The organism is Candidatus Roseilinea sp. NK_OTU-006 (genome assembly GCF_012931985.1).
GTDB lineage: Bacteria > Chloroflexota > Anaerolineae > J036 > Brachytrichaceae > JAAFGM01.
This window is the reverse complement of the sequence record NZ_JAAFGM010000003.1, coordinates 21,420-34,188: the sequence shown is the minus strand read 5'-3', so window position 1 is coordinate 34,188 and position 12,769 is coordinate 21,420. Positions and strand designations below refer to the sequence as shown.

7 protein-coding genes are annotated in these 12,769 nt (G+C 64.3%); 2 read left to right on the top strand and 5 right to left on the bottom strand.

Going from position 1 to position 12,769, the window contains the following annotated elements; translation table 11 throughout:
• The first annotated feature begins 42 nt into the window (after positions 1–42).
• Positions 43–1,425 (top strand): asparagine--tRNA ligase, encoded by a 1,383-nt coding sequence (gene asnS, locus GXH28_RS02765; RefSeq protein ID WP_169237485.1) that lies wholly within the window; start codon positions 43–45, stop codon positions 1,423–1,425.
• 97 nt (positions 1,426–1,522) lie between these two features.
• On the opposite strand, the gene GXH28_RS02760 is transcribed toward asnS, so the two are convergent.
• Positions 1,523–2,770 (bottom strand): Zn-dependent hydrolase, encoded by a 1,248-nt coding sequence (locus GXH28_RS02760; protein WP_169237484.1) that lies wholly within the window; start codon positions 2,768–2,770, stop codon positions 1,523–1,525.
• 510 nt (positions 2,771–3,280) lie between these two features.
• Here GXH28_RS02760 and GXH28_RS02755 point away from each other — a divergent pair.
• Positions 3,281–7,018: a lamin tail domain-containing protein gene (locus GXH28_RS02755; protein WP_169237483.1), complete on the top strand. Its 3,738-nt coding sequence runs from the start codon at positions 3,281–3,283 to the stop codon at positions 7,016–7,018.
• Between the two features lie 285 nt (positions 7,019–7,303).
• On the opposite strand, the gene GXH28_RS02750 is transcribed toward GXH28_RS02755, so the two are convergent.
• The 4 genes from GXH28_RS02750 to GXH28_RS16600 form a co-directional block, all read right to left on the bottom strand.
• On the bottom strand, positions 7,304–8,299 hold the full coding sequence (locus GXH28_RS02750) for a DUF4340 domain-containing protein (protein WP_169237482.1): 996 nt from the start codon (positions 8,297–8,299) through the stop codon (positions 7,304–7,306).
• Positions 8,300–8,302: 3 nt separating this feature from the next.
• Positions 8,303–11,254, bottom strand: a complete 2,952-nt coding sequence (locus tag GXH28_RS16725) for a Gldg family protein (protein WP_169237481.1) — start codon at positions 11,252–11,254, stop codon at positions 8,303–8,305.
• A gap of 47 nt (positions 11,255–11,301) precedes the next feature.
• A complete protein-coding gene (locus tag GXH28_RS02740) occupies positions 11,302–12,204 on the bottom strand; it encodes an ABC transporter ATP-binding protein (protein ID WP_169237480.1) in 903 nt (300 codons plus the stop codon).
• Between the two features lie 368 nt (positions 12,205–12,572).
• Positions 12,573–12,695 (bottom strand): hypothetical protein, encoded by a 123-nt coding sequence (locus tag GXH28_RS16600; RefSeq protein ID WP_255464503.1) that lies wholly within the window; start codon positions 12,693–12,695, stop codon positions 12,573–12,575.
• Positions 12,696–12,769 lie beyond the last annotated feature (74 nt).

The following is a 12,769-nucleotide window of genomic DNA, read 5'->3' as shown; positions in this document are numbered from 1 at the left end:
CTCCGCCATGCGCTTGTCTCGAGCGCGTATAGAATCGCGGCCATGCACGCACCCATCGTCTCCATCGCTGCGCTCCCGCAACACGTCGGCCAGGCCGTCACGCTGCGCGGCTGGCTCTATAACAAAACCGGCAAGGGTAAGCTGGCCTTCCTTCAGGTGCGCGACGGCACCGGCATCTGCCAATGCGTAGTCTTTCGCCCGAATGTTGGCGACGAGATTTTTGCCATCGCCGACAAGTTACCGCAGGAAAGCAGCCTGATCGTGACCGGCGCCGTCCGCGCCGATGCCCGCGCGCCAGGCGTGCCGGGCGGCTATGAGCTGGACGTGCAATCGCTCGAGGTCGTCCAGCGCGCCGAGGATTACCCCATCGGCCCCAAAGAACACGGTGTTGAATTTTTGATGGATCACCGCCACCTGTGGATTCGCTCGTCCCGACAATGGGCGGTGCTGCGCGTGCGCGCCACAGTCATGCGCGCCATCCGCGCTTGGTTGGACGGCCACGGCTTCATCGAAGTGAGCACGCCTATCCTTACCCCCAGCGCTGCCGAAGGCACGACAAACCTGTTCGAGGTGGCCTACTTCGATGAGAAAGCCTATCTGGCGCAAACCGGCCAGCTCTACAACGAAGCCAACATCTTCGCCTTCGGCCGCGTGTATTGCTTCGGGCCGACCTTCCGCGCCGAGAAGAGCAAGACCCGCCGCCACCTGACCGAATTCTGGATGGTGGAGCCGGAAATCGCGTTCTGCGACCTCGAGCAGCTCCTGGAGATCGAGGAGCAGTTCGTCAGCTACGTGGTGCAGACCTGCCTGCGCGAGAACGCCAACGAGCTCAAGCTGCTCGGCCGCGACGTGGGCCGGCTACAGCGCGTCGCGCCGCCCTTCCCGCGCATCACCTATGATGACGCCGTGCGGACGCTGCAGGAGATGCACGTGCGGATGAAGGCCGGCGAGACCGTCACCGCTTACGACGGGACGCCGCTGCAGGGCATCGAGGACCCGGACCTGCTGCGCATCGAGTGGGGCACGGATTTCGGCAGCCCGCACGAGACGGCGCTGACGCAGCTCTACGATAAGCCGGTGTTCGTCACCGGCTTCCCCAGCGCGGTGAAGGCGTTTTATATGGAACCGTATCCTGACCGGCCGGAAGTGTGCAAGAGCGCCGACTTACTCGCCCCGGAAGGCTACGGCGAAATCATCGGCGGCAGCGAGCGCATCAGCGATGGCGCGCTGCTCGAGCGACGCATCCGCGAACACGGTTTGCCGATGGAGCCCTACAAGTGGTATGTCGAGCTGCGCAAATACGGCAGCGTGCCGCACAGCGGATTCGGCTTAGGGGTGGAGCGCACGGTGGCGTGGATTTGCGGCATTGAACACGTGCGTGAGGCATCGCCGTTCCCGCGCCTGCTCAACCGCCTGTATCCATGAAGCGGGCCAGGGGCTGGTCGCGCCAAACACGCAGGCCGCCGAGGATGGCCATCCCGGCGGCCTGCGCGCTTTGTGCGCTGTTTACCGTGTGTGCCGCTTACCCACGCTGAATCCACGCCATGGCTTTGTCGGCCAGCCGGTCCAGCGCGCGCACGCTCATTTCGACGTGCTCCAACTTGGTGTCCTCGATGGGGTTGTGGGAGATGCCGCGCAGGCTCTGCACAAACATCATCACGGTGGGCACGCCGGCGCGCGCCACTTCGGCGGCGTCGTGCAGCGGTCCGCTGGGAAGCTTATGCGCTTTGCCGGCCACTTCGACGCAACTGTCGTAGCACATCTTGATCAGGTCTTTGTTGAAAAGGATCGGCTCGATGTTCCAGATGTGGCTCCAGCTCACCTCGCACTTTTCCTCTTTGGCGAAGCGCTTGCTGGCCTTGACGGCGTCGTTGTACATGCGCGCCAGCTTGCTCGCGCTCAGGTTGCGCTGGTCGAGGGTGATGTCGCACTCGCCAACGACGGCGGTGACGATGCCGGGCTTGGTGACGCAACTGCCGACGGTGCACACGCCGCCGTACTTGTGGGCAATCGGGCGGATCTCCAGCGCCAGCTTGGCCGCAGCAGCCAGCGCGTCGCGTCGCTTGTCCATCGGCGTGCTGCCGGAGTGGGCCGCCTGGCCGATGAACTTGATGGCATGGCGCTCGACGCCAAACGTGCCAAGCACGGCGCCCAGCGGCAACCCCAGGCTTTCCAACACCGGCCCTTGCTCGATGTGCAGCTCCAAGTAAGCGGCGGCATTCTTCAGCTCTTTCTTGCTTTTGCCCATTTGGTCAATGTCCACACCGCAGCGCCGCAGGGCGTCTTCGAGCCGGATGCCGTCTTTGTCGGTGCGGTTGCGGTCTGCGTTGGGCGTGGCGTGACCGCTGCAGGCGCTGGAGCCGAGCAGGCTGCGCCCGAAGCGCGCGCCTTCCTCATCTGCCCAGTCCACCAGCCGCACGGTGATCGGCGGCCTCCCCTGGTACTGATCGTTGATGCGCCGCAACACTTCCAGGCCGGCAAGCACATTCAAGCAGCCGTCCAGCCAACCGCCATTCGGCACGCTGTCCATGTGCCCGCCGATCAGCAGTGCTTTCTTGCTCTTGCCGGGCAGGGTATACCAGGTGTTGCCGGCTTCGTCGTTGTGAATCTCTAAGGGCATGCCGCTGGCCTTTTCGCGCAGCCAATCGCGCGCCTTCAGCCAGGTATCGGTCCATGCCACGCGCATCGCGCCGCCGGTGTTGGGGTCGCTGGTCAACGCGCGCAGCTCTTGCAATTCTTGGATGGTGCGTTTAGGGTCGAGAGCACTCATAGCGGGCATTCTAGCGCCGCGCCTGCCGGCTGAAAAGCGCACGAGCGGACAGTCCAGAGCTTACGCATCACATCAGGGGGTAATCACGGCGATGAGTGATGAGACACTTTGAGCCATCACATTGCCGGACGGGCAAGCCAAACAGATTCCAGACTTCCGTCGCGATCTGGGAAAGCGTTACCCATTGTGGTATGTGACGTCCTGGCGATCATCGCTGTCGTGGGCAGTGCCGATAAGCGAAACATGTGCCAACTCCAGAGGCGCGGGGGCGCGTGTGTGTGCGCTCAAAGGCAACCATGCGCGGCGGTGTGGAGCGCTCCGCGAGAAGACAACGCCTGCGTGCACGCAACGATGACTTCCGGCGGTCTTGGCTTTCGCTGCGTAAAACCTTACAATTTCTGATGCGTACACCCTGGGTCAAGCGCCTGGCTGGATGGCGTTGGATGCGTGAAGCCGTGCAGGACAATGTCGTTACAGGCACGGCGTTTCAAGAGACAATGGACGGTCACCATGCGATCGCGTCACAAAATCTCCCTCGCCCTTTGCCTGAGCTTAGTCGGCTTGGCTTTAATTCTCCTCACCCTCGGCCAGGCTGAAGGACAAGAGGAAGAAGCGCTGCTTCAGCGTCCTGTGCCCCTGGGCGCCGAGCTTGGGATAGCCGGCGTTCATACCTCCGCGGGCGCCGTCGTCATCAACGAAGTGGCCTGGGGCGGCACTGCTGCCAACGCTGCCCACGAGTGGATTGAACTCTACAACACCACCGACCAGCCCATCTCCCTGGACGGCTGGCAGCTTGTCTCCTCCGACGGCGGGCCCAGCATCACCCTCAGCGGGATCATCCCGGTCTTCGGCTACTACCTTATCGAACGTGGCACCGACCAGGCCATCTCCGATACACCTGCCGATTGGGTCGGCAATTTCGGCTCCGGCCTGAGCAACTCGGGCGAAATCCTCACGCTCACCACTCCCCTGGGCCAGGTCATAGACACCGCCAATGGCAACGGGGGCGCATGGCCCGCCGGCTCTAGCGGAGCAGGCTATCGCTCCATGGAGCGCATAGACCCCGCCGCACCTGACACCGACGCCAACTGGGCCTCCAACGACGGCCTTACCCGCAACGGCCTGGACGCCTCGGGTAATCCTATCAACGGGACGCCGAAAGCCCGCAACTCCATCTCCCGCGCCGACCTGGTGGTGGAGAAATCCGCGCCTGCGCCGGCCCGCCCCGGCGGACTGGTGACCTACACCCTGTTGGTGCGGAACGCTTACTCGCTCACCGCTGCCGCCGTCCATCTTACCGACACGCTTCCGACAGAACTGGCCTTTATGACTCAGACCTCACCCTACACTTTCACTCAGCTCGGCCTCGCCACGCTGGTCTGGGAGATGGGCGACCTCCCCCCCGCCGCAACTTCTGCCCTCATCACCGTCACCGCGCAGGTCACGGAGACGCCGGGGGCAGCGGTGATCACCAATGCCGCCGAGGCTACCACCGCCACGCCGGAGGTGACAACAACGAACAACTTTGCCCAGGCTGTCACCCAGATTCAGCCCTCTGCGCCGGCGCTGACGTTGGCCCGCAGCGGCCCGCCGGTCATCCTGGCCGGCGCGGCCTTCAGCGCTGTCTTCAGCCTGGGCAATACTGGCGACCTGACCGCCTCCGCTGTTGTCCTCACCGACGCGCTGCCGGCGGAAGTAGATTTCATCACGCAGACTGCGCCCTTGCCCTTCAGCCGGCCTGCGCCAGACCTCCTCCGCTGGGATGTGGGCGACCTCCCACCCGGTGCGTCCATCCTCATCACGGTCGCACTGCGTGCCGGGGCAGCCCTCTCCGGCACGCCGGCCCTCGTCGCCACTGCAACCGAATCGAGCGGAGGGATCGCCACCGCGTCCTGGAGCGCGCCCGTCCTTCCCGCCGTCCGTCTCTATGCGCTGGCCCCTGTCAATTACTCTGGGGGCGGCGAAGCAGCAGCCCTGGCCAACCTCGGCTCATACACGGCCACTCTTGCCGGCTGGTGTCTGGACGATGCTCCGGCCTCCACCTCCCGCGTCTGCTTCCCCGCCGGGGCTGAAATCGGTCCCGGCCGCGTCCTTTGGTTGGCCCAGAACGGCGACAGCTTCTACCCGATTTGGGGCTTTGATGCGGATTGGGCCGACAGCGTAAGCGAGCGCTCGCTCCCGTCCCTCCCGGGCTCTTGGCCCGGCTTCACCGATGGCGGCGAGGCGGCCTATCTGGTCTCCGGCACGACTGTGGTGGACGCGCTGGCCTATGGCAGCGGCTCTGCCACCCAGGGCTGGGACGGCCCGGCCATTCCCTACCCGTACCCTGGCTTTGCCCCCGGACAGGTCCTCTACCGCAAACTGGACCCTGCCACCGGCTTCCCCGTCCCCGACACCGACCGAGCTGCTGACTGGGCTCAGGACCCCGCTGATCCCCTATTGGGTCGCAAACTCCGCTACCCCGGCTGGGACTTGGAAGACCTCTTCTTCCCCGCCGAAATCACTGCATCGGCGCGGGTGACGGTCGCCGTCGTCCCCGAGGGTGCTCTTTCCCTCACCCGCCAGACCATTAGCGCAGCGCGGCATTCCCTGAAGATCGCGGCCTACACCCTGGAGAGCATCCCCCTCTACGAGGCGATCCGCGAGCGCATCCAGGCTGGGGTGATGGTGACCATCCTCCTAGAGAGCGCGCCCACCGGCGGAATGTCGCTCGATGAGAAGTGGATCGCGCAGCGGTTGCACACCCCACCCAATTCCACGGTGTACTTCATCGGGCAGAGGGGCGCGCGTTACCGCTTCCACCATGCCAAGTACATCCTGGTGGACGACCGCCTGGCGTTGGTCAGCACCGACAACTTCACCGAGCGCTCCATGCCTTCGGATCTCATCGTCAACGGCACAGCGGGCCACCGAGGCTTCCTGTTAGCGACGGATAGCCCCGGCGTCGTGGCTCGGCTGGTGGACCTCTTCCGACGGGACGCCGACCCGACCCACGCAGACATCGTGCTGTACGATGATGCCACCCACGCACCACCCGCCGGCTACGTCCCCCTGCCCCCACCTGATTGGACTACCTACACGGCGCCCTTCAGCCAATTGCTGGCGACGACCGCGACTACCCTCACTGTCCTACACGGTCCCGAGCATCTCCTCCGCCCCGACGACGGCCTGCTGGGGTTGCTGAGCCGAGCCGGCGCGGGGAATTCGGTCGCCGCGATGCAACTGAACGAGTCAGTCACGTGGACCGCTGGAGTGGGGGATGTCGGGCTGAATCCCCGCATAGCAGCGATGGTGGCAGCGGCCCGCCGGGGTGCAGCGGTGCGGCTGTTGCTGGACAAGTACTACGACACCGGCGCCAACCTCGCCGCTTGCCTGTATCTGAACGGCCTGGCCCGGGCGGAGTCCATCCTCCTCTCCTGTCGCCTGGGGAACGTGACAGGGCTGGGCGTTCACGCCAAGGCCTTCTTCGTGCGGGTCGGTGGCGAGAAGTGGGCGCATATCGGCAGCGTCAACGGCACCGAGACGTCCAACAAAGCCAACCGCGAGTTGGCGCTGCAACTGGCCTCTGCCGAGGCCTACGACTTTCTGATGAACGTTTTTGAGCACGACTGGGCGCGCGCGCACGCGCCGCTGGTCTTTCCCCTATATCTCCCAATGGCGATGTTGGACTACCTCCCTCCGGCTGACTACCCGTTGGTGAGCGAAGTCTTCATCAACCCCGTCGGCCCTGACGCGGGGTACGAGTGGATAGAACTCCACAACCCCGGCCCGACGGTGAGCATCGCCGGCTGGACGATCGGGGATGCCGTCAACATCGGGGATTATGGGGACGGCCGATACGCCTTGCCGTCGGGAGCGCAACTCCTAAGGGGGCAGGTGATGCTGCTGGCAGCCTGCGCGACGAACTTCGCCCGCGCTTACGGCTTCAACCCAGCCTATGAGTGGACGGACTGCGACCTGCTGGTGCCGGACCTGATTCCGGTGAGCGCCTGGGACGGTTTCGGCCTGGCGCTGGGAAACGCGCAAGATGAGGTCTTGCTGCTGAGGCCCGACGGCGCGCCGGTGGATAGCGCGGCCTGGGGCGGGGAGCCGCGCGCAAATGTGATCCCCTTCCCATTGGCCCCAGAGGACGCCTTCCCGTGGGGGGCGTCGCTCAAGCGCTACCCGCCCGGCAGCGACCGAGACAACTGCGCGCGGGATTTCTACGTCAGTTGGTCACCCTCTCCTGGCCGGGTGACAGGGGAGTAGGGCAGGAACAAACTGTGCGCTAGCTCATCGTCCCAGGAGCGGTTTTATCCTCCCCCGCCAAGGATTGCCTTTTGGGGCCTGCAAAAATGTGCCGTCCCACAAAGCGCTCGTACAAGTCGCTCCCGCTGCGGACATTTGGTCTAGGCTTGGCAACGAACTCACTGCCTTTCACCCGGGGCCGGCAATGCGGATGGCGACGCAAGCCGGCCGGGTTATCAGCTCGGCGTATTGGCCCCGGCAGCGCCCGCGCACACGGTCTATGGCTTATCCCGCTGGGGCATCACTTCACGGCGTTGGCGTGGGCGGCGGTGTGAGCGTGGGCGGCGGCGTAATCGTTGGCTCTGGCTCCACAAAGTCCTCGCGTTTGGCGTTTACGATGTCCTCGACGATGAAGCTGTTCACCAGCACATACCAGGGCGAATTACTCGCCTTGACGACATAGGCGCTGTCGCTCTCTTGCTTCGCGCCGATCTGCAACACCAGCGGCGCCAAGCTGGACAGGTCGGACTTGAGCGTGAGCGTGAGGGTTGCCGTCGGCCGGTCGAAGCCATACGCCGGCTTGGGGGTCTTGCCCAGCGGGCGCACCATGTAGAGCGACGACACGCGGCTGAGGATGGTCTCCAAGCGGCTAGGGTTGAAGCGCTCGCCGGCTGCCAGCCCCTTGAACTCCCAAACGTCGCTCACGTTGCGCTGGAACTGAAGCGTGCCGCTGATGTTGGCAAGTGCAACCTGCCCCACTGCCGATTCGGTGACAGTGAAGTAAGTGGTGTTGATCCAGCTTCCCAGGTCGCTCGGCACATCGTACGTGGCCAGCTTCGGGGTGAGGAAGACATCATCCGAGCCGCCCAGGCGCACGTGCGAGCTGCCGCCGCGCGCCGAGCCGAGGAACAACGTCCGGTCGCCGGCCTTCGTGGTCAGGTCCACACGCCGCGCGAAGTTCTCTTCGCTCACTTGCAAGCGCGCGTGGCTGGTCGCCGTCGTCGCCACCGGCTGACCCACTTGGATGCCGGCCAACTTATCCAGCAGCTCGGTGACCTTTGTCGCGTTCACCGGAAAGTCTTCGACATCCGGCAGCACCCAAGCATCGCCCTGTTTAGCGATGTGCACACGACGATCGGGCCGTTCCTGGATGGTCAAAGCCGTCACGTCGGCTGCGGTGACCTGAGTCATCAGCGGCTTCAGCGTGCGGTTAGACGCCTGCGCAGGGAGCACGAGCGCGATGGCCGTCACGACAATCTGGACGGCCAGCAAGATGGCGAGAATCTGGTTGCGGCGATTCATCGTTTATCTTCCCTCCTTTTGCGGCGCACGAACGTCGCCGGCGCGGATTGGGACGGTCGCCGGCGCAAGTTGCATGGGCGGCTCGGCGCGCTGGCGCAACTGCCAGATCAAGCCGATCGCGAACAACGCGGCCACCACCACAGCGTAGTTGGCGATCTCCCACGCGCGACGCTCCCCTTCGGTCAACGGGCGCAATGCGCGCGTCACCGTGCCGCGCGTGCGGATGTCCAGCAAGTCCAACTCTTCCACCGTCCAGTCGGCCACGTTTTGCATGAATTGCAAGTTGTTCAAGTAACGTTGTTGGCCGAGCTGCGCCGAGAGGTTCAGCAGCGCATCGTTCAAGAAGTCGGCGCTGCCGATGACCACCAGGCGCGCTGTGTCGGGCGATTGCTCGACGGTGGCGCCGACCGGGCGCACCGGCGCTGGCGTCGGCGTAGGCTCGGGCGTAGCGCCTGGCGCAGGCGTCGGGGCCGGCGTGGGTGTGGCCTGCAAAGGCGAGGGCTTGCCCTTGAAGAAACTCTCGAAGCTCCCCTGAATGGCAACGGCTAGATTGCGCGATTTGCGCTCGCCCTCCACTGGAAAGCCAAATTCGGGGTAAGTCTGAAAGTCGGGCTGAACGTTCGTGTTGTTGCGCACCCAGGATTGATCGGTGGAGCGGAGCAGCAACGTCACCTTGCGATTCGCGTTCTTCTGCTCATCCACCTCGATCGGCGAGACGAAATTCATCGTGACAGCCGGCAGCCGCGATACAATCGGGCTGGCGCGATCCATGCCGTTGGGACGCACATCCACGAAGAACGGGTAATTCACCGCTTGGATCTCGCGCACGATCAAACCGCCGATGTTGCGGTTGACCTCCACCGGGAATGGCTCGTTCTGCGGATCCATCACCAGGCCGCTGCCGAGCCTCACCCCGTAGTGCGCCAGCATCTCGGCCAGCCCGCTCTGCACCGGCTCGAGGATGGGCGAGCCGAAGCCGAGCATCAGCGCGTAGTTGCCGCCGGCGATGACCACCGCGCCGCCTTGCATCAGGTACTGGTCAATGGCGTAGCGCGCTTTGTCGTCCAGGTTGCGCGGGCCGATGACGAGAAGCGCATTCACGTCGGGCGGCACCTGGCCGGTGGAGAGGTCCACGTCGCGCACAGTATATTCGCGGCTCAGTTGCTCGCGAATGAGCTGCCAGGGGTTTGGGTTCGGTGCGCCGAACATGCTGGGCGGCGCGGGCGGCGTCCACAAACCGATGACGTTGAGGAAACCACCGACGTTGCGCTTCAATGCCGACTCCAGCGCGGTGCGAATGGATGACTCGGTGAACTCGCCTTCGGGATAGATGGGCTGGGTCTTGTCGTCTATCTCCAACAGCATGTTCAGGTAAAACGACTCCAAGCCGAAAAGCGAGACCGGTGTGGGGCGCAAGCCGTAGCGTTCGGCTAGTATCTGACGGGTGAAGGTCACGTTGGGCTGGTCGGGATCCACCACTTTGTATTCGAACTTGCCGCCGGATTTTTGCTGCAGCTCTTGGGCCACCTTCTCCATCAGCGCCGGCACGTCCTTGAACGCCTCGGGCAGCGTCTGGCGAGTGACGAGGATGGTCAGGCGGGCCGGCTGCTGGAGCGCAGCGAAGACCGACTCGACGCCGCGGAAGCCGCTGGTCACCTTTTTGATGGCGCGGGTGAGGTCGTATTCGAGGTTGCGCAGGCGCACGTCGACTGTGCCGTCGCGGCGCTGCTCCACCTCGATCAAGTCGCGGAAGTTCAACACGGTGCTTTGGTCGCCGTAGCGCACCAGGATGTCGAAGTAGGTGTTAATGATGGACGCCTCGTAACGGCCGGCCACTTGCACCGGCGTAGGCTGGATGCCATACGTGCGCGCGGCCTCCGCCTCCAGGTTCGGGTCGGTGATCGGGTCCACTACCTCGGCGGTGACGCGCCCCCGCCCGGCAATCTGGTATTCCTGAAGCAAGTCGCGCACGCGCGGCGTCAGCGGGGCCAGCAGCGGGTGGGTCTTCTCGCTGATGTAGGCACGGATGAGCAGCGGCTCCTGCAGGTCGGCGAGCAAATTCAGCGTGGCCGCCGAGAGGCTGAACTCGCGCTGGGCGGTCAAGTCGGCGCGCAGGGCCTGCAGCGGACCCATCCATGCGTTCACGGCGATCAGGTTCAGCGCGACCAGGCCGCTCGTCAAGTGGGCGGCGCGCCGATATTCGGCCGAGCGCGGGCCGGCGCTCCAGCGCTTGCGGTCCAGCGACCAAGCGTTCAGCGTGAGGAAGACCAGCGCCAGGGTGACGTAGTAAACCAGGTCGCGCAGGTCAATCACGCCGCGCTCGATGCTCTCGAAGCGGCTGCCGGTGCCCAGCGCGCGGAAGAACTCGGCCGTGCTGCCGCTCACGAAATCCACCACCAGGGGACTGCCGATCAAGTAAAACGCCCCGCCCACTAAGGCGGTGAGAATCAAGGCGACGATCTGGTTATCGGTGCGTGAGGAGACGAACAAGCCGATCGCAGCATAGGCCGAGGCCATCAACAGCGCCGCGATGTAGCCGCCAATCACCGGGCCCCAGTCCAGGTTGCCCAACAGCGCCACGGTGAGCGTGAGCGGCAAGGTGAGCGCCAGCGCCAGCGCCACAAGCCCCATCACCGCCAGGAACTTGCCGGCCACCAGTTGCCCGGCGGGCACCGGCAGGGTCAGCAGCATCTCCAGCGAGCCGCTGCGTTGCTCCTCGCTCCACTGGCGCATGGTGAGCGCCGCGACGAGGAAGATGAGCAGCAGCGGCATCCAGCGGAACAAGGGGCGCATCTCGGCCACGCCCCGGGCGAAGAACGTCTCGACCCAGAAGAAGACGAGCAGGCTCGCCGCCAGAAACACGCCGATGAAGATCAACGCCTGCGGTGAGCTGAAGTAGTTGTTCCATTCTTTGCGCGCAATCGCCAGGATGGTCTTCATACGCAATATCTCCATGTGATGCTCAACCCCGTTGAAATGCTCGCGTCTGGATGGGCTGCGCGTCAGCCGCGCGTGGCCAGCTCGTTGAACACGCTCTCCAGCGTGCGCGTGTCGGCGCGTAGTTCGCGCAGCGGCCAGCTCATTTGCGTCGCGGCTGCGTAGAGCGCCGGGCACAGGTCCACATCGCCTTCGCCGTACACGCGATACTGTGGCGCGCCGTTGGCCGCCGGCAGCGCCTCCACGCGCTTCACGCCGCGAATGCTGCGCAGCGCCTTGTCGAAATCAGCGACCGGCCGCTGCAACGCAACGATGGCGTTGTGGGTGGCGGCCAAATCGGCCAGCCGCGCATCGGCCTTGATCTCGCCATTCATAATGATGATCGCGCGGTGACAGACTGCCTCAACTTCCGGCAGGATATGGCTGGAGAAGAGGACGGTGCTGTTTTGCGCCAACCGGCGGATGAGCTGCCGGATCTCTGCCAGTTGCGTCGGGTCCAGGCCGATCGTTGGCTCGTCGAGGATGAGCAAGCGCGGCTTGTGCAGGATAGCCTGGGCCAGGCCGACGCGCTGGCGCATGCCTTTGCTCAGCTTGCCGATCGGCCGGTTGAGGAAGCCGGCGATATCGGTGGCATACACCGCCTCGGAGATATATTCCAGTTGTTTATCTTCGGGGATGCGGCGCAGGTCGGCCATCATTCTGAGATACGCCTGGACGGTCATGTCGGGATATAGCGGCGTATTCTCGGGCAGGTAGCCCAGGCGCGCCTGTACTTCCAGCCGCTGAGTGAGCACATCCAGGCCGTCCACCTCGACGATGCCCTCGTCCGGCTGCAGATAGCCGGTGAGGATTTTGATGATGGTGGACTTGCCGGCGCCGTTTGGCCCGAGCAGGCCGACGATCTCGCCGGCGGCCACCTGAAAGCTCACGCCGCGAAGCGCCTGGATTGCGCCATAAGACTTCTTCAAGCCTTCAACATGGATCATAACTATCCTCCAGTATGCTCTGCGTCTTACCTTTTGCGAGCCGCCTTCAACTCCCGACCGATAAGCCGACCGCATGATCTGAGACGGCGGGAAGTGCGGCTAAGTTGGGCGAAGGCTGCGCCTTCACCCCTCCGGCAGGGCTTTTTGCCTCGGCTCTGATCAGCCGTAACGATCCAACAGCATATATAGGCGCATGTTTAAAAGCGCGCTGAGAGCCGTGTTACGCTTTCTTCACGCGCAAGCGCATCGTGATTAGGTTACACCCAAGCGCGGAAGCATGCTCAAGCAGGATTAGATGTGCATTGGATACCTGCGCAGATGACGCCGTCTTGCAGACGGAGGGCATAAATTTACGCCTCGGCCAGCTCCCAGATTGTGCCGGCCGGCAGCTCGAAGAACGCGCGGCGCAGCCGGCTGTCCAGCGAAAACGCCTGCGACCTGCGCTCATCGGCGGCGGAGAGGACGGAATCCATTAGGATGGGCGCGGTTGATCGGCTGTTGACGATCTGAGCATTGCCATCTACGATGTGCGGCGCTTCCGATGGGC

Excerpts from the sequence above, each read along its gene's own strand:
- asnS (WP_169237485.1), top strand. The coding sequence starts at position 43 with ATGCACGCACCCATCGTCTCCATCGCTGCGCTCCCGCAACACGTCGGC.
- GXH28_RS02755 (WP_169237483.1), top strand. The coding sequence starts at position 3,281 with ATGCGATCGCGTCACAAAATCTCCCTCGCCCTTTGCCTGAGCTTAGTC.
- GXH28_RS02750 (WP_169237482.1), bottom strand. The coding sequence starts at position 8,299 with ATGAATCGCCGCAACCAGATTCTCGCCATCTTGCTGGCCGTCCAGATT.
- GXH28_RS02760 (WP_169237484.1), bottom strand. The coding sequence starts at position 2,770 with ATGAGTGCTCTCGACCCTAAACGCACCATCCAAGAATTGCAAGAGCTG.
- GXH28_RS16600 (WP_255464503.1), bottom strand. The coding sequence starts at position 12,695 with ATGGATTCCGTCCTCTCCGCCGCCGATGAGCGCAGGTCGCAGGCGTTT.
- GXH28_RS16725 (WP_169237481.1), bottom strand. The coding sequence starts at position 11,254 with ATGGAGATATTGCGTATGAAGACCATCCTGGCGATTGCGCGCAAAGAA.